Source organism: Bacteroides sp. NGMCC 1.200775 (assembly GCF_040798045.1).
In the GTDB taxonomy this organism is placed as follows: domain Bacteria; phylum Bacteroidota; class Bacteroidia; order Bacteroidales; family Bacteroidaceae; genus Bacteroides; species Bacteroides hominis.
In genome coordinates this window covers 1-17699 of record NZ_JASCQK010000006.1, presented here as the reverse complement: position 1 = coordinate 17699, position 17699 = coordinate 1, and the positions used below count along the sequence as shown (strand labels likewise).

Here is a 17699-nt window from a genome sequence, read left to right as displayed (position 1 = left end):
TTAAAGATATGAGTACAAAGAACTCTTCACGATTTACCCCTGTCATCATTGCTATCAGTGTGGTAATCGGAATTCTGATAGGTACATTTTATGCCAAGCACTTTGCCGGTAACCGGCTCGGCATTATCAACGGATCTTCAAACAAGTTGAATGCCCTGCTACGCATTGTCGACGACCAGTACGTGGACACTGTCAACATGACCGACCTCGTGGAGAAGGCAATGCCACAGATTCTGGCAGAGTTGGATCCCCACTCCACCTACATCCCGGCACAAAATCTGGAAGAAGTGACATCGGAACTGGAAGGCAGCTTCAGCGGTATCGGTATCCAGTTCACCATCCAGGACGACACCATACACGTGAACAGCGTTATTCAGGGAGGTCCTTCGGAAAAAGTAGGACTGATGGCAGGTGACCGCATCGTAATGGTGGACGACAGTTTATTCGTAGGGAAGAAAGTGACCAATGAACGTGCCATGCGCACTCTGAAAGGCCCGAAGGGTACTCAAGTGAAACTGGGCGTGAAGCGCGCTACGGAGAAAGAACTTCTGAACTTCACCATCACACGTGGTGATATTCCGCAAAACACCATCGACGCAGCTTATATGTTGACAGATGACTTCGGCTATATACAGGTCAGTAAATTCGGTCGTACCACACATGTGGAACTACTGAACGCCATTGCTCTCCTGAATCATAAGAACTGCAAAGGGCTGATTATCGACTTACGTGGCAACACAGGAGGATACATGGAAGCCGCAGTGCGCATGGTCAACGAATTCTTACCCGAAGGTAAACTGATCGTATACACAGAAGGACGCAAATATCCTCGTGCCGACGAGTTTGCCAACGGAACAGGCAGCTGCCAGAAGATGCCTATCATCGTACTGATCGACGAAGGTTCGGCTTCAGCCAGCGAAATCTTTACCGGTGCTATCCAGGATAACGACCGCGGTATGGTTGTAGGACGCCGTTCGTTCGGCAAAGGTCTGGTACAGCAACCCATCGATTTCAGCGACGGTTCAGCTATCCGCCTGACCATTGCCCGCTACTATACTCCATCCGGACGCTGTATCCAACGTCCTTACCAGAATGGCAAAGACCGCAACTACGAAATGGATTGGCTGACGCGTTATGAACATGGAGAATACTTCTCGAAAGACAGTATCAAGCTCGACGAAAATCTGCGCTACTCTACAGCTCTGGGACGTCCGGTATACGGTGGTGGCGGTATCATGCCGGATGTATTCGTTCCACAAGATACAACGGGTGTTACTTCATATCTGACCGAGGTACTGAGTAAGGGACTTACCATTCAGTTCACGTTCCACTATACGGATAACAACCGCGATAAACTGAAGAAATATGAAGATGAAGAATCATTGTTGAACTACCTGCGCCGCCAGGGACTGGTCGAACAGTTCATACGCTATGCTGACAGCAAAGGAGTCAAACGGAGAAATATTCTGATTCAGAAATCATATAAGTTACTGGAAAAGAGCATTTACGGTAATATCATCTACAATATGCTGGGAAAAGAAGCCTATATTCAATATCTCAACCAAAGCGATCAGACTGTGAAAAAGGCCGTCGAACTACTTGAGAGCGGAGAAGCATTCCCCAAGGCTCCCGTCAGCGTAGAACCTCAAAAGGAGGAAAAGAAAGATGGAAAGAAAAAAACAACTGCGCAAGTGGATAGCACAGGAGAAGAAGAAATACTCCGACTCTACGCTTAAGGCATTGTCGGAGAAGGTGCTAACCACCCTTGAAGCATACCCTGAATTCCAAAAAGGGCATACCATACTGCTCTATCACTCAATGAAGGACGAAGTACAGACTCACGCCTTCATTGAGAAATGGAGCCGGTCAAAGAAAATTATACTTCCCGTAGTGATAGGTGACGAATTGGAACTACGTGTCTACACAGGACCTCAGGATCTTGCCATAAGTTCGTATGGCATTGCCGAACCGACAGGAACACGATTCACCGATTACCGGGCGATCGATCTGGCAGTCATTCCGGGTGTCGCTTTTGATCGGCACGGACATCGTTTAGGGCGCGGCAAAGGTTATTATGACCGTTTACTCCCTCAGATCGCGGCACCCAAAGCCGGAATTTGTTTCCCGTTTCAATTGATTGAAGAAGTTCCTGCAGAAGAATTTGACTTCCGCATGGATACCGTCATAGCACAATGAAAACGAATTATCATACACATACCACTCGCTGTATGCATGCCGTAGGAAACGACGAAGACTATGTGCGCAGCGCTATCAAAGGTGGTTTTCAGGAACTGGGCTTCTCTGACCATAGTCCGTGGAAGTATCATACGGACTTTGTATCAGATATACGTATGCTGCCAGAGGAATTACCGGAATACGTAGAAAGTATCCGCGCCTTGAAAGAAAAATACCGCAACCGGATCAGTATCAGAATCGGATTGGAATGCGAATATTTTCCCGAATACACCCATTGGCTGAAAGAAATCATTAGAGAGTACCGGTTGGACTACATCCTTTTTGGGAACCATCATTACCACACCGACGAAAAGTTTCCATACTTCGGACACCACACTACCAACCGGGACATGCTCGACCTCTATGAGGAAAGCTCTATTGAAGGAATGGAGAGCGGACTATTCGCCTATCTGGCCCACCCCGACCTCTTTATGCGCTCCTATCCGGAATTCGATACACATTGCACCAGCATTAGCCGCCACATCTGCCGGGCTGCGGCACGACTGAACATCCCGTTGGAATACAATGTCGGTTATATGGCCACCAATGAGGCCCGGGGAATAATGACCTATCCCTGTCCACAGTTTTGGCACATTGCGGCCAATGAAGGATGTACGGCCATCATCGGACTGGATGCACACAACAATCTCGATTTAGAAAATCCGGTCTATTACGACCGGGCCTGCAAAGAGCTGAAAGAGTTGAAAATGCCGGTCATAGATACCATTCCATTCCTGGAATATTAAGCAAACAACGTTTCACTGAAACAGAGGCTTTATCCACTCCGGACAGAAGCTCTGTTAACCCAAAACGAAGGCTCTGTTTGTATCAAACAGAGCCTTCGTTCTTGGTAGAGATAACGGCTGTCAGCGAAAAATAATATTAGTAATCACCGTAGCACCGACTTTCTGGTTAAGATTACGAACCAGCAGTTCCCTTCCCATCATCAACTCCTGACGAAGGGCAGCAGAAGTCAAATGCACATATAATACTTGATTACGAATATATAAATCTCTTGTATACGACATTATGGTAGGTCCCAACACTGTTTCCCAAGAATCCAGCAAACGCTGTTCGTTCAGTGGAGATTCCAGACTCTCTTGACGTAGATATTTCTGAATCAGTTTGCCAATAGGCTCCGCATCATTCCGTTTCATTGGTCTTTTTCCTCCATTTCATTAATTGCCCCGTTTTCTACACGGAACATTTTATAATCACTGCCTACCTTATATAATATACGATCCAAATGCTCACGATTTGTATCCGTTATAAAAATCTGCCCGAAATTGTCACCCGCTACCAACTTCACGATTTGTTCTACGCGCGAAGCATCCAGCTTGTCGAAAATATCATCCAACAGCAACAAAGGCACCGTGCTTCCCGTACGTTTCAGAAAATCAAACTGGGCAAGCTTCAACGCTACCAGATAAGTCTTGTTCTGCCCCTGTGAACCTTCCCTTTTAATGGGAAAGTCACCCAGTAACATATTCAACTCGTCCTTATGTATCCCCCGGAGTGAATATCCCATAATCTTATCCCGTACCCGACTCTCCTTCAAGACTTCAAGCAGAGCCCCCCCCCTTGCATGTGACTCGTAAGTCAGCCCTACCTGCTCCTTATCCTGCGAGATATACGAATAGAATGACTGGAATATAGGGATAAACTCACTGATGAATGCCTCCCGCTTCCGGAACACCACCTCACCGGCCTGTGCCATCATTTCCTCCCAAACCAAAAACAATTCTTCTTCCACCGGCTGTTCACTCTTCAGCAGCGTATTTCGTTGCACCAATGCTTTATTGTAACGGATCAAAGCATCCAGATACTCTTTGTCATACTGTGAAATAACCACATCCATAAACCGGCGCCGCTCGTCACTACCACCGGCTATCAATTCCGAATCGGCCGGCGAAACCATTACCAAGGGAATAAATCCGATGTGATCCGACAAACGGGAATATTCTTTCTTATTGCGTTTGAATTGTTTTTTCGACCTGCGCTTCATTCCACAATAAATCTCCTCAGGCGTTCCGTCCATCGCCTCGTAGAACCCCTGAATCACAAAAAAGTCCTGTTCGTGACAAATATTCTGCGAATCAATCGGATTTCCGGCACTTTTACAAAAAGACAGAAAGTAGACAGCATCGAGCAGGTTGGTTTTTCCCATCCCGTTCTGTCCGAAAAAGCAGTTCAACTTAGCCGAGAAATTCAGTTCCACCTGCTCCAGATTCTTATAATTCAGTATAGATATACGCTTCAGTATCATGTATGCACATTGAGTTTGGTTACAAAAGTAGAAAGATTTTCGGGGTTTTAGGCCGTAAAACAAAAAAAGATGCCTCTAAATTTCGTTTATATATATAAAAAAACTACTTTTTCTTGGAAACGCAATTCATTTATTATGAGCGTTGTTTTTAAGTGAGTTAATCAGTAAAAAGCTCGTTTTGCCATAAAAAGAACTAAGTTAAGAACGAGAATCAATCTCAAACTTTAAGAACAATATGGAAGAACAGCTTTTCTTGAATTTCAATTTAAACTTTAACCTACGCAATCAAAAGTGTGAAAAACCAAGTCTTATATATAGTGTTGTGACGTGGCAAGGAAAACAACTAAAAGTAAGTACGGGCATAAAAGTTTTTCCCGACCAATGGGACAAGAAAAAACAACTATGCAAAGTAGGAACAGGGTTAAGCAAATTGGATAATCGAAATAACACCATCGCAAATAACAAAATTAAAGATACATTATTTGCATTTTCAGAGCTAAAACTTTTCCTTTGTGAACAAGACGAATTCAATTATGAAGACTTTTATACAATCTTACGCAAATATTTAAATCCCACATTAAAAACAAAGAAATTAATTACAAAGAATATGGAAAATGCAACAATTACAATATCAAGGCACATAGATAAAGGTAGTCAGTCTGAACAAAGTAAGAAAATCTATCATGGAAACATCAATACTTTTAAAAAATTTCTAAATGTCAGTGGCATACAAGACACATGGGCTAATATAAATAAAGATACTATAGAAAAATACAAGCAGTGGTGCATTGATAAACACGAAGTTTGGAATACTACAAATAATAAAATAGATTTTATTAAAAACATTCTTAAAGAAATTGATGAAATAAACGGAATATGGGATTACAATAAGAGTAAAATAGATAAAATCAAAAGAATTCCCTGTAAACTTTCCAATAAAGAACAACACGAATTACAATTGGCATTAAATGAAAAGGAAATAATAACCTTATATCGTCTTAACCAACTAAGTGAAGAAGAAACTGAAATAAGAGACATTTTCATATTACAAACCTTAGTAGGGCAGCGCATTGGAGATATGCACAAAGTTTTTGATGGAAGTATAGCCATAAACGAAAATGCTACAATCACAATTACACAGCAGAAAACAAAAGAAAGTGCCACTATACCAATTTTCCCACTAACCCAAGAATTACTACAAAAGTACCAACAGGGATTTCGGTATATTGATACAAACCTAAAAAAAGACCAAGATAAAATCAATACAGCCATCAAAAAGATAGCTGCACAAGCAGGACTAACCACATTGCAAACATACGTACAACAATACGGATATGACAGAAAAAATATAAGTAAAAGAATGTGTGACAGAATTCACACACATACAGCAAGACATTCATTTATTACTATGATGTGCCTATGTAATGTGCCAAAAGAAGATGTTATTATTGCTACGGGACATACAGATACCAAAATGATAGATAAGGTCTACTTGCATCTACAAGATGCAGACAAAAGGAATAAAGTTAGTAAGTCATTCGCTAATTTAGACAGTTCCATATTCGGAGGATATAACTCTGATTGTATATCCGAAAAACAAAATAACAATCCTCCCACTTCTTTAAGTAGTAATTCTGAAATAGGTGCAATCAAAGAATTAGCCAAAGAAAATGTCATATTAGAACAAAATAACAAGAAAGTACAAGAAAAACTCAACTCAATATTAAATATAAATGAAATAGTTAAACAACATGATGAATATACCACAGAACGTCTGCAAGAGTTTATAGAGTATGGTTCTCTTAGCGGATTTGAGGATAATGACATTGATGATGATTTGGACATTGATATATCCGATAATAGCCTGAAATAATACAGTTTGGCAGGTGTATTGTTTTTCAATTTGTCGGGTTATTATATTTCTTCAAATCATTGTTTGACATATTTACAACGCGGTTTGGGGGGATTGGAGAGGTTGATAATGAAACAAAAACACGCAAGTATGGTACTACGTATCCCCGCTTTTAAAATAGCAGAATATCTTCAACCTTTCTACTTCACAGCCGTTTGCCGTGTAAATCATTTTTTTTTCAGAAAATAGTGCAGTTAAATATTGAACTTTCCTACTCTTTTAACTACTTATCTATATAATATTAGATTAATATATGAAAGAGGAAACAAAAAAGAAAATTAGTATGCGTTTGCGAGGACGAAAAAAATCTGCAACTCACTGTAAGCACATCTCCCAAAGTCTTCAAGCATTGAAGAAGACTAAAGAGCACAAAGAACATCTTAGTGCTTCGTTACGAGAGTACCATAAGAATAATAAAACAAAAATAGAAAGAGATGAGAAAGAAAAAGAGTCTAATTAGCATCGATAAGTTAACCCTCTGTTATCGAGCAACGGATGAAGTTATACAAAAATTAAACGAATATAACGAATTGGTTGATAGTGATGATAGTTTTACGCTTGTGCGTGTGCCAAGTGATGAGGCTTTGTTTGCCAATAGTTTTCATGTAATGATTAAGTTTCCTTTCGGCGAAGCCGGTAACGGCTTCGTTGAAAGGAAATTTGCTACACTAAAGACTAAATTACGTAGCATGGAAGATGATAAAGTTAATTATGTGTGGTTGTATATCGAAAATTGGGTCTTCTATGAAGTGTTTGGTATATATGATGGTGGTAAATTTAATTGGTTGGCTTGTGTGGATTACGTTGCGGACGAATTGGGGTTAAGCCTCAACAACATTACAGATGTACACGTAGCGTTAGATACGAATATTAATTTCGCAAAGAAGATTAGACATGCACAGTTTGATGATGATTATGAAGTGATATTGAACGGAAAGGCGCGTTTAGACAAGAAAGAAGTGTTGGATGAAATTTTGCATGTACAAACGGGAGACCAATGTCGCTTAAAAACTTTAACTATTTATATTAATCCAAAAAAACAAGACGGGTTGTCGTTGAAGATATACGATAAGAAAAGAGAATTGGAGAAATCGAATAAAAATTATATTCCACAATGGAACGGACTTAAAGATAAAAACTACCGAGTAGAATTAACGATAAAAAATGAGCATCTAAAAGAGTTTTGTCAGTGGAAAGGCGAAGCTATCCCTGATGAATTGCTGATGGCTACGCTAACATCACAATCCCAAAGTCAAGACATACTCTTTGATATGCTGTATTATTTCTCCAATAGATTACTACGTTTCCGTTATGGTGGAAAGGTTATCTCAATTTTCCAACTCTGATTTGGACGTATAAGGTTGGTCTCGTGGGGGTATTAGCAAAGCCCCCTGCGAGAGCAGCCTTTTTTGATTTAATTAATTATCAATTAAAGTCTTATATGGTACAAAAATGCGTAGCATTATATTTTCTGTATTCAAATTAAAAGTGTATTCAAAAAAATCAGTAAACCATTAAAAAGAATACTATATTTTGTATTCAAAATATTCTTTGATTAATTTGCATACAATAAAAGGAAGTGTTATCTTTGTTGCATAATAAAAAGCCAAATTATGAAAGCAGTAATATATGCACGTGTGAGTTCCACAAATGACCGTCAATCAACAGATAGACAAGTGGTTGAGCTTATGAAGTATGCTGAATATGTAAAAATGGATGTTGTCAAGGTGTTTGAAGAAAAAGTATCGGGTGCGAAACGGAACTCTGAACGCCCTGTTCTTACTGAAGCATTGAACTATTGTCGAACGGAACATATTGATATGTTATTGGTTTCAGAATTAAGTAGATTAGGAAGAAATGCTCTTGAAGTTCTTTCAACCGTAAAAGATTTGGCTGATGATAAGATTAATTTATATCTTCATAAAGAAAAGTTTACCTTACTTGATGATAATGGTGAATTAGCAACATTTGCAACAATAATGCTTGCAACACTAAGTACTTGTGCACAACTTGAACGAGAGAATATTAAATACCGTTTGAGTAGTGGACGGAAACAATATATTGAAAAAGGCGGTAGGCTTGGCAGAAAGGAAGGCAGTACTAAATCTATGGACAAGAAGAAAGAAGAGTACAAAGGTGTCCTTAAGTACCTTAAACAGGGATTACCTATAAGGCAAGTTGCAAAATTAACTGATGTGTCAGCCTCAACAGTACAACGACTAAAGAAAGAGTTCGAGTTGTAAATTAAAAGAGCCTCACTTGGAGGCTCTTTTTTGTCGTGTACAATATCAGTCAGGGATATACTGTATTGTACCATTAATGATTGTTTCAGCCTTACCTTTGTAGTTTGTAAAACTAAAATCTTTAAGTTCAAGTGTCAAATTCTTGCCATTGATACTTTTTACAATTACAGTACCACGTGGACTTGAAGCACCATAAGTCTCTTCATCACTCATGCTCGCTCCTAAGAAGAAGAATAGTTTGCGTGAAGAAATTATTAAATGACTTCCTGCTTTTAAATTACCAATCCCTGTAAAGTCTTTAACTTCGCCATTATCCGTATCTTTATATTTTTCGACAAGGAACTGAAACTCATACCAAGAGGTGGCATTTTCACTTTCTTTAAAAACTGCACTAAAGCAGATTTCATTGCTTGATACAATTTGACTTGCTGAATAGTCTACATAGTCAGCACTAATGACCTGATAGGTATTAACTGTACCTGTAGCAGCATACTTAACAGATACTTTACTGCTGCCATTACCGTCATCTGTGTTGTCGTCATCATCATTACTACAAGCAGATAATGCGAACGATAAAATAGCTACAAGAACCATAAACGATACTTGGAGAACACTAATAAAATTCTTTTTCATTTTATATAAGATTAATTTGTTCAGCAGACCCGACCGAACATTTATAAAAATAAGGAGGCGTGGGCACTGTAGTTTATCCGTTGTCGGGTATCGCCAAACACCTTGCTACAAACAAACAACAATAGCCCACGCCATAAAACAAGCGTGGGCGTTCAGTTGTTCATCCTCGTAGCAGTTGGAAATTGGCGATTTCGACAACAAGGATTTCACTAAACGCTTCCGTTTATACTCTTAAAATCGTTGCAAAGATACAAAGTTTTTTTTGTTTGGCATGGAAGAAAAGAATAATTCATTATCTTTGCGCAGAATTTATGGCAGCAACAGTAACAGGTGCTAATAACCAACTTTATAATTAGTTGTTTTTCAGTACCCAATATAAAAAAACTACTTTTGCTGACCAAAATATCCAGTTGAAAAAATAACAAAAAGAATCATATAAAAATGGCAGAACAAAAGAACCACAACAACGAACTGAATGTGGAAGATGCACTGACACAGTCGGAAGCATTTCTTGTTAAAAACAAAAAAGCAATCATTGGCGCCGTTGTAGCCGTAATCGTAATCGTAGCAGGCGTGATCCTCTACAAGAATTTCTATGCAGAACCCCGTGAAGAAAAAGCGCAGGCTGCTCTTTTCAAAAGCGAACAGTACTTTGAACAAAGCGCATACGAGCAGGCACTGAACGGTGATAGTATCGGTTCTATCGGTTTCCTGAAAGTAGCCGATCAATTCAGCGGAACCAAAGCAGCCAACCTGGCAAAAGCTTACGCCGGCATCTGCTACCAGAATTTAGGTAAATATGACGAAGCAATCAAAGCACTCGACGGCTTCAGCGGAGACGACCAGATGGTGGCTCCTGCCATTCAGGGTGCCATTGGCAACTGCTACGCTCAGTTAGGCCAACTCGACAAAGCAGCTTCAACCCTTCTGAAAGCAGCAGACAATGCTGATAACAGCACTCTGAGCCCCATCTTCCTACTGCAAGCCGGAGAAATCCTGATGAAGCAAGGCAAAAACGATGATGCTGTAAAAGCCTTCACCAAGATCAAAGACAAATACTTCCAGTCTTATCAGGCTATGGACATCGATAAGTACATCGAGCAAGCCAAACTGCTGAAAAAATAATAACGGGGTATATACCTTATTATATAGAAAGCTACCCAAACGAACCTGGGTAGCTTTTTTTAAACCAACCAAAAACATATATATTATGGCAACAGCATATCATAACTTATCTGATTACGATTTTAATTCGGTTCCGAATGCAGAAGAAATGAAATTCGGTATCGTTGTTTCCGAATGGAACGCCCATATCACCGGCGCCCTGCTGGACGGAGCTGTGAAAACTTTAAAGAAACACGGAGCAAAGCAAGAAAATATTCTGGTGAAAACAGTACCGGGAAGTTTCGAACTAACTTTCGGCGCCAATCAAATGATGGAAAATTGCGATGTAGATGCAATTATTATCATTGGTTGCATAATTAAAGGAGATACTCCACATTTTGATTATGTTTGCATGGGAGTGACACAAGGCGTAGCACAACTGAACGCAACTGGCGATATACCAGTTATTTACGGATTAATTACTACTAATACCATGGAGCAGGCTGAAGATAGAGCCGGCGGCAAACTGGGTAATAAAGGAGACGAATGTGCAATTACTGCAATAAAAATGATCGATTTTGTTTGGAGTTTAAATAAATAGTTGTATCTTTGCATCGCAATTGAGAAACAAACCTACTTAAGAGAAAGCAAAGGGACTCAAAAGCGAACAAAAGGGCAAATACCAGAGTGGCCAAATGGGGCAGACTGTAAATCTGCTGTCTTTCGACTTCGGTGGTTCGAATCCATCTTTGCCCACAAAAATTGCGGAAGTAGCTCAGTTGATAGAGCATTAGCCTTCCAAGCTGAGGGTCGCGGGTTTGAGCCCCGTCTTCCGCTCTAAAGAGAATCTGAGAAATTAGATTCTCTTTTTTTATATATAACCCTAACATCCTAACCACATATGAGAACTCCTTCACAAACACATGTGCTCGGACTGGCACATCCTCCCATCCCCATTGTGCGCCTTGCTTTCATTGGGCTTGGCAATAGAGGTGTATTGACTTTACAGCGTTATCTGCAAATCGAAGGAATCGAGATTAAAGCACTATGCGAAATCAGGGAAGGTAACCTGACTAAAGCGCAGAAAATTCTCTGGGAAGCAGGCTATCCCCAGCCGGATGGTTATACCGGGGCGGATGGATGGAAACAAATGTGTGAACGGAATGATATTGACCTGGTGTTTATCTGTACCGATTGGCTGACACATACTCCCATGGCAGTTTATGCTATGGAACACGGTAAACACGTAGCCATCGAAGTTCCGGCAGCCATGACCGTAGAAGAATGCTGGAAGCTGGTAGATACAGCCGAGAAGACAAGGCAACACTGTATGATGCTTGAAAACTGTTGCTACGATCCATTTGCATTGACCACACTGAATATGGCACAACAGGGTGTATTCGGAGAGATAACGCACGTAGAGGGAGCATACATACATGATCTGCGCTCTATCTACTTCGCCGACGAAAGTAAAGGAGGATTTCACAATCATTGGGGGAGGAAATATAGCATAGAGCATACCGGTAACCCCTATCCTACTCACGGCTTAGGCCCCATTTGCCAGGTACTGAATATTCATCGGGGAGACCGCATGAATTATCTCGTTTCATTATCGAGTCTGCAAGCCGGCATGACGTCGTACGCCCGTAAGACATTCGGAGAAAATTCTCCCGAAGCCCGTCAAAAGTATCGGTTGGGAGATATGAACACCACCTTGATTCACACAATGAAAGGCAAGAGTATCATGGTTCAGTATAATGTCGTCACTCCACGCCCGTACAGCCGCCTCCATACAATCTGTGGTACAGAAGGCTTTGCCCAGAAGTATCCCGTTCCCTGTATCGCCCTTGAACCCGATGCAAGTGCTCCTCTCGAAGGAAAAGCGCTTGAAGATATTATGGAACGCTACAAACACCCTTTTACAGCTACTTACGGTGCAGAAGCCCATCGGAGAAATCTGCCCAATGAAATGAATTATGTCATGGATTGCCGTTTGATTCATTGCCTGCGCAACGGGCTCCCATTGGATATGGATGTATACGATGCCGCCGAATGGTCATGCATCACAGAACTAAGCGAGCAATCGGTATTAAACGGTAGTATTCCTGTAGAAATACCGGATTTTACAAGAGGAGCATGGGAAAATAATTAAAACTATATAAAAACAAGAAAAGGGACCGGTTTTAAAACCGATCCCTTTTTTTCAACCTTTAATTAAGAGATATCTGTGTTAAATTAATATCCCGGGTTCTGATCATTTTCCAATAATGGATTAAGAGTAATGGCAGTCTGAGGGATCGGTTTCAGACGCATACGTGAACTCCATTTCATAGTTATCACGGTTTCACCATCAGGCATAGAGATAGGCACATTATTCATCTCACTTTCCCAATAAGAATCTTCATAACGAGTCATATCGTCTCCACGGAAACCTTCACCCGCCAATTCTACACGACGTTCACGACGAATCAAGTTAAGAGCTTCATCCTTAGTTAATGTAGCAGGTACATCCGGCATACCGCAACGATCACGCAAATCATTCAAGGCATCACGCACACTCTGATCATAACCTGTTGTTTGTGTATGAGCTTCAGCATAAATCAACAGAATCTCAGCATAACGAATACACGGATAGTCACCCGTAGCATTAGCATTATCTTTTGAGTCTGTAGTTAATGCAACCATCTTACGATAGTTAAAACCGGTCTTCGATTCATTGTTACCACCCTTAATCCATTCATAAGCATATCCGGCACCATAGTTTGTTTCATGCCATGTTTTGAATGGAAACAGAATAGACGCATACATACGACTATCGCGATTACGATACTCTTTCATATAGTCATATTTTGTCAATGTTCCATCAGCAGTCTTCTTAGCTACAAATGTCAGGAAAGGAGTAGAACCTTCTTCTGCTGTTTCTTTTTTTACATCGGCAACTATCTTATCATAAGCCGCAGCACGTGCCTCAATAGAAGGAGCGGCAGGAACAGTATGACCATCGGCACTCCAATAAGCATCTACCAGATTCTGTGTCGGAGTTACAGATGACCAACCTCCCAACTGATTAGGACGCATTGCTGTATAACGCACCCAATCTTCCTGATCAGGATCAACATACTGGCGAGCCAAGATATACTCAGGATTATCTACTGTAGCATTTTCAGTGAACCATAAAGATTCGTAATTAAACATGCCCTTCACAAACTTCTCTTTCGCAGCTTCATCTGCAAAATCTACATAAATAGACATCTCTTCACCTTCCTTCTTCTGAGCATCTGTTAGACTGGAAATTCTCCACAAAGAATATCCGCCATTATCCATCACATCTTTAGCAGCAGCTTCAGCAACATCATACTGACCGAAATAAAGAGCTGCTCTTGCTTTAATTGATAAAGCAGCGTATTTAGTGATACGTCCTTTTTCATTAAACTCACCACCTCCGCTGTAAGACTCAGGAAGATCTGCTGCAGCTTCTGTCAGTTCTTTAAGAATGAATTCACGAACTTTACTCACTTCATCACGCGGCACATTCGGAGTATCATAAGCAGGTACATCTGTAATGATAGGTACTTTTCCGAACGTCATAGTCATAGCTAAGTACTGTAATGCCCGCATCGTACGCACTTCAGCTTTGGTACGTGTTTTAAGTGCCGCATCCATGTCGCAATTATCTACTTCATTCAAGTACACATTACATTTGCGGATCGCTTCAAAATTCCATCCTTCATCATTCAATGCACTAAATCCATCCTGCTGGAAAATAGCTCCTGCAGACTCCCAAGAGTATTGGCAATAGCCATCAGTAGTATAAGTTTCACCATATACCCCGACTCCAGATATTGTATTGGCATATACAGCATTCAAATTGTACCAGGCATCTTTTGAAGTCTTCCAATAGGTTTCAGCTGCAATGTTAGAAGGTGGATTTACATCCAGATCGCAACTTGTAACCGTTGCACCGATCAGAGTGCAAAGCGTTAAATATTTTATTGTTTTACCAAATCGTCTCATAATAATCTTTCTTTTTAGAATGTAACGTTAACACCAAGTGATATAGTTCTCGTTCCACGAACCATACTACCACGACCGGTAGCAGATTCCGGATCAAAATCTTTCATGCGATGATCACCACGGATAGTAAACGGATTTTCAGCTGCTACATATACTTTCAATGCATCCAGACTGATGTTGCTTAACATCGCTTTTGGGAATGTATAACCGAAAGTAATATTCTTGATTCTGAAATAGTCTGAATTAAATAACCAGAAATCAGATAAGCGGTTATTGAAAGTAGAGTGTGAGCTGGTACGAGAATAAATTCTAGGATAAGCAGCATTCGGATTCGGATTCTCGGTAGTCCATCTCTGTAAGTGCCATTTACGGGGGCTGGCATAGTCAGAGAATGCCCAAGCCTGTTCTTGCCAGAAATACACTTTGGTACCTTGAACTCCCTGCCCAAACATACTCAACTCAAAGCCTTTATATTGCAGATTCAAGTTCACACCATATGTGAATTTAGGAACATCACAACCGATAAAGTCTTTGTCACCGGCATCCAGCTTTCCATTATCATTCAAATCGACATATTTAATATCACCCGCATTAGGCTTAATACCATCAGTAATATAGTTACCACTGTCAATATCCTCTTGAGTCAACAGACCGTTTGTACGGAAACCATAAAATGTTCCGATAGGTTGTCCTACTGCTTCAATCCATGTAGAGCTACCATCATACAAATCATCTACCCCACCCAAATTAGTTACTTTGTTCCAATTACGAGTGAAGTTTGCTCCTACAGAGTAAGTAAACTCACCAATTGTATTATTATGTGTAATACCTATTTCCAGACCTTTGTTACTTACACTACCGATATTCTGTGAAGGCCAGTAATCTTTTTTAATACCGACTTCCATTGGAACTCTATAACCCAACAGGATATCATCCGTCACTTTATTATACCAGTCCGCTGTAAAACGCAGTTTACCATTCAGTACATCAAAATCAAGGCCGATATCTGTGATAGTAACGGTTTCCCATCCTAAATTCTTATTAGCGGGTTTAGCTTCAATGATACCGTTTCCTACTACATCATTAAAGTTATAGTTATCACCCTGGATATAAGAAGAGAAGTAGTCATAATCACCTACGTTGTTAATATTACCTAACTGTCCCCAAGACCCGCGGATCTTCAAATTATCAATCCATTCGATATCTTTCATAAATCCTTCCTCACTTACACGCCATCCGGCTGAGAATGAAGGGAAGTATCCCCAACGATTGTCTTTATGGAAACGTGAAGAAGCATCAGCACGCATATTTACCTCTAACAAGTAACGGTCCATCAATGTGTAATTCACACGTCCGAAGTAAGACATCAATTTATTTTCATTGCTGCCACCTTCTGTATGAGTATCACTTGATGCACTTGAACCACCGTTCATATCCGTCATATTGTTAGTCGGAAAATTCTTACGTGAAGATTTCTGTTTCTGGAACTGATAATGTTCATAAGATACACCCAGTAATGCATTGATGTTATGAATGTCTTTACTCCAAGTATAATTAGCCAGTCCATTGTATATCAAGCGGGTAGACTCTTGCCAATCATATTCCATCTTAGAGTTCTCAACAGCAACCTGTGTACCGTTCAGTTCCTGACCGGTAAGGAAATCTTTGATCTTCGAACGACTTGCAGTATATGTTTTAGCTTTGTAATCCCAAATACGGTAAGACATTTCACCCGTAACAGTCAAACCTTTTACAGGCTTCAAATCTAAAGCAAAATCCATTAAAGTATTTTGCGTTCTGCTATTCGACCAGTCGCCTGACTCAATACGCCGTAATGGATTACGTTGCATACTTACTTGTGAAGCTGGTTTACCGGCTTCATAACTACCATATTCACCATTACTTTGACGAGCCACATAAGTAGAAGGAACAGTCAACATTTCTACATAACTGACTCCACCTTTTGAATTATCGTTATAGGTTTGGTTATAGTTGATATTTGCACGGAATGCCAACCACTCCTTAACATCAGCCGAGATATTAGTAGTCATATTATAACGATCAGTAGTAGCTCCAGGAGTGAACTTGTCATTATACAAATATCCTAAAGATGTATAATATTTCACCTTATTACCTCCACTGATACTTACAGTATGCTTTGTTATTGTAGCATTATCTTTCAATACAAGATCATACCAGTTTGTATTCGGATACAAATCAGGATCAGTTCCATCGCGGAATTTGGCAATTTCTTCGTCTGTATAAGGTAGTTTGGCATTAGGATTATCATTTAATGCGGCTTCGTTGGATAAACGAGCATACCATTCAGAACTCAATACGTCAGGAGTGTAAAGAGCCGATTTAAAACCTACATATCCGTCATAAGTCACCTTCAAATCACCTTCTTTACCACCTTTTGTTTTTACCAATACAACACCATAAGCAGCACGCGAACCGTAAATTGCAGAAGATGCTGCATCTTTCAAGAACGAAATGCTTTCAATAGAGTTCGGGTCAAGGCTTGAAAAGAAATTTGCATCAGCAATTGCACCGTCAATTACATACAGAGGTGATGAAGTTCCCAAGTTACCGCGACCACGGAAGTTAATACTTGTAGAACCATCCGGACGGGCAATAACCGTGACACCCGGAACCTGTCCCTGTACTGATGCTAATACGTCTGTATTTACACGACTTTTTAACTCTTCAGTACCAACAGAAGATACTGCACCTGTCAGGTTGACCTTTTTCTGAGTACCATAACCAACAACTACAACTTCATCCAAAGTTTTTGTATCTTCCTTCATTATGACATTGTAATTGTTAACTCCCGGTTTAAGTACGATGGTCTGAGGTACGTAACCGATATAAGTAATCTGAAGTTCCTTACCGACAGTATTCAAGGTAAATTCACCTTCAATGTTAGTGATAGTACCATTAGAGGTAGTACCTTTTTCTACTACAGATGCTCCGATGATGGCTTCACCCATTGCGTCTTTCACGACTCCGGTAATTTTTCTCTGCTTCTGCTGTTGAACAGCCTGCACATCCTTGGCAGCTGCAGTCACAGTAGATACTACGATCTGATTATCCACGATCTTATAAGTGTATCCCGAATTCTTGAATACTTCGTTCAGTACAGTTTCGATCGGAGCATCCGACACGTTGATGGATACTTTCTTGTTCAGCTTTACCTGATTGTCATTGTAGAAGAAAGTATACTCGCTTTGTTTTTCAAGTTCACGCAGTACACTCTCGATGGATACGTTTGTCTTCGTCATTGAAATCTTTA

The 17699-nt window shown here is 40.3% G+C and carries 15 protein-coding genes and 2 tRNA genes; 12 read left to right on the top strand and 5 right to left on the bottom strand.

The annotated features are described in order from the left end of the window. The first annotated feature begins 8 nt into the window (after positions 1–8). From QK890_RS15595 to QK890_RS15585, 3 genes are read left to right on the top strand one after another with little or no spacing between them, the layout of a single operon-like run. A complete protein-coding gene (locus tag QK890_RS15595) occupies positions 9–1736 on the top strand; it encodes a S41 family peptidase (RefSeq protein ID WP_005810117.1) in 1728 nt (575 codons plus the stop codon). Further along, a complete protein-coding gene (locus QK890_RS15590) occupies positions 1666–2196 on the top strand; it encodes a 5-formyltetrahydrofolate cyclo-ligase (protein WP_032535650.1) in 531 nt (176 codons plus the stop codon). The genes QK890_RS15595 and QK890_RS15590 overlap by 71 nt, the downstream gene beginning before the upstream one ends. Continuing rightward, positions 2193–2981: a histidinol-phosphatase gene (locus QK890_RS15585; protein WP_032535649.1), complete on the top strand. Its 789-nt coding sequence runs from the start codon at positions 2193–2195 to the stop codon at positions 2979–2981. The genes QK890_RS15590 and QK890_RS15585 overlap by 4 nt, the downstream gene beginning before the upstream one ends. Positions 2982–3101: 120 nt before the next feature. Here the strand turns inward: QK890_RS15585 and QK890_RS15580 are convergent, their stop codons facing one another. Then, complete coding sequence (locus tag QK890_RS15580; RefSeq protein ID WP_005775689.1) at positions 3102–3392, bottom strand: DciA family protein; 291 nt, start codon at positions 3390–3392, stop codon at positions 3102–3104. Beyond that, on the bottom strand, positions 3389–4501 hold the full coding sequence (locus tag QK890_RS15575; protein WP_032539676.1) for a DNA replication/repair protein RecF: 1113 nt from the start codon (positions 4499–4501) through the stop codon (positions 3389–3391). The genes QK890_RS15580 and QK890_RS15575 overlap by 4 nt, the downstream gene beginning before the upstream one ends. 235 nt (positions 4502–4736) lie before the next feature. Between QK890_RS15575 and QK890_RS15570 the strand changes: the two genes are divergently transcribed. The 4 genes from QK890_RS15570 (at position 4737) to QK890_RS15555 (ending at position 8656) form a co-directional block, all read left to right on the top strand. Next, a complete protein-coding gene (locus QK890_RS15570) occupies positions 4737–6374 on the top strand; it encodes a tyrosine-type recombinase/integrase (protein ID WP_367627452.1) in 1638 nt (545 codons plus the stop codon). Positions 6375–6666: 292 nt separating this feature from the next. After that, complete coding sequence (locus QK890_RS15565; RefSeq protein ID WP_367627451.1) at positions 6667–6873, top strand: hypothetical protein; 207 nt, start codon at positions 6667–6669, stop codon at positions 6871–6873. Continuing rightward, a complete protein-coding gene (locus tag QK890_RS15560; RefSeq protein WP_367627450.1) occupies positions 6848–7759 on the top strand; it encodes a hypothetical protein in 912 nt (303 codons plus the stop codon). The genes QK890_RS15565 and QK890_RS15560 overlap by 26 nt, the downstream gene beginning before the upstream one ends. 264 nt (positions 7760–8023) lie before the next feature. Continuing rightward, positions 8024–8656 carry a recombinase family protein gene (locus tag QK890_RS15555; protein WP_367627467.1) on the top strand — a complete coding sequence of 211 codons (633 nt, stop codon included), beginning with the start codon at positions 8024–8026 and terminating at the stop codon, positions 8654–8656. A gap of 45 nt (positions 8657–8701) precedes the next feature. Here QK890_RS15555 and QK890_RS15550 read toward each other — a convergent pair whose 3' ends face one another. Further along, the gene (locus QK890_RS15550) at positions 8702–9289 is read right to left on the bottom strand and encodes a hypothetical protein (protein ID WP_367627449.1); all 588 of its coding nucleotides are present in this window, start codon (positions 9287–9289) and stop codon (positions 8702–8704) included. Between the two features lie 441 nt (positions 9290–9730). Between QK890_RS15550 and QK890_RS15545 the strand changes: the two genes are divergently transcribed. The 5 genes from QK890_RS15545 to QK890_RS15525 all read left to right on the top strand — a co-directional run bounded on the left by QK890_RS15545 (position 9731) and on the right by QK890_RS15525 (position 12545). Then, positions 9731–10414, top strand: a complete 684-nt coding sequence (locus QK890_RS15545; protein WP_005775687.1) for a tol-pal system YbgF family protein — start codon at positions 9731–9733, stop codon at positions 10412–10414. A gap of 85 nt (positions 10415–10499) precedes the next feature. Next, positions 10500–10994, top strand: a complete 495-nt coding sequence (gene ribH, locus QK890_RS15540; RefSeq protein ID WP_032539677.1) for a 6,7-dimethyl-8-ribityllumazine synthase — start codon at positions 10500–10502, stop codon at positions 10992–10994. A 72-nt stretch (positions 10995–11066) separates the two neighbouring features. Further along, positions 11067–11149, top strand: a tRNA-Tyr gene (locus tag QK890_RS15535). 8 nt (positions 11150–11157) lie between these two features. After that, a tRNA-Gly gene (locus QK890_RS15530) sits at positions 11158–11230 on the top strand. 64 nt (positions 11231–11294) lie between these two features. Further along, complete coding sequence (locus QK890_RS15525) at positions 11295–12545, top strand: Gfo/Idh/MocA family protein (protein ID WP_032539678.1); 1251 nt, start codon at positions 11295–11297, stop codon at positions 12543–12545. Between the two features lie 83 nt (positions 12546–12628). Here QK890_RS15525 and QK890_RS15520 read toward each other — a convergent pair whose 3' ends face one another. Further along, positions 12629–14407 carry a RagB/SusD family nutrient uptake outer membrane protein gene (locus tag QK890_RS15520; RefSeq protein WP_367627448.1) on the bottom strand — a complete coding sequence of 593 codons (1779 nt, stop codon included), beginning with the start codon at positions 14405–14407 and terminating at the stop codon, positions 12629–12631. Positions 14408–14421: 14 nt separating this feature from the next. Next, positions 14422–17699: TonB-dependent receptor (locus QK890_RS15515; RefSeq protein WP_032539683.1), on the bottom strand; the 3278-nt coding region annotated here is incomplete at its 5' end.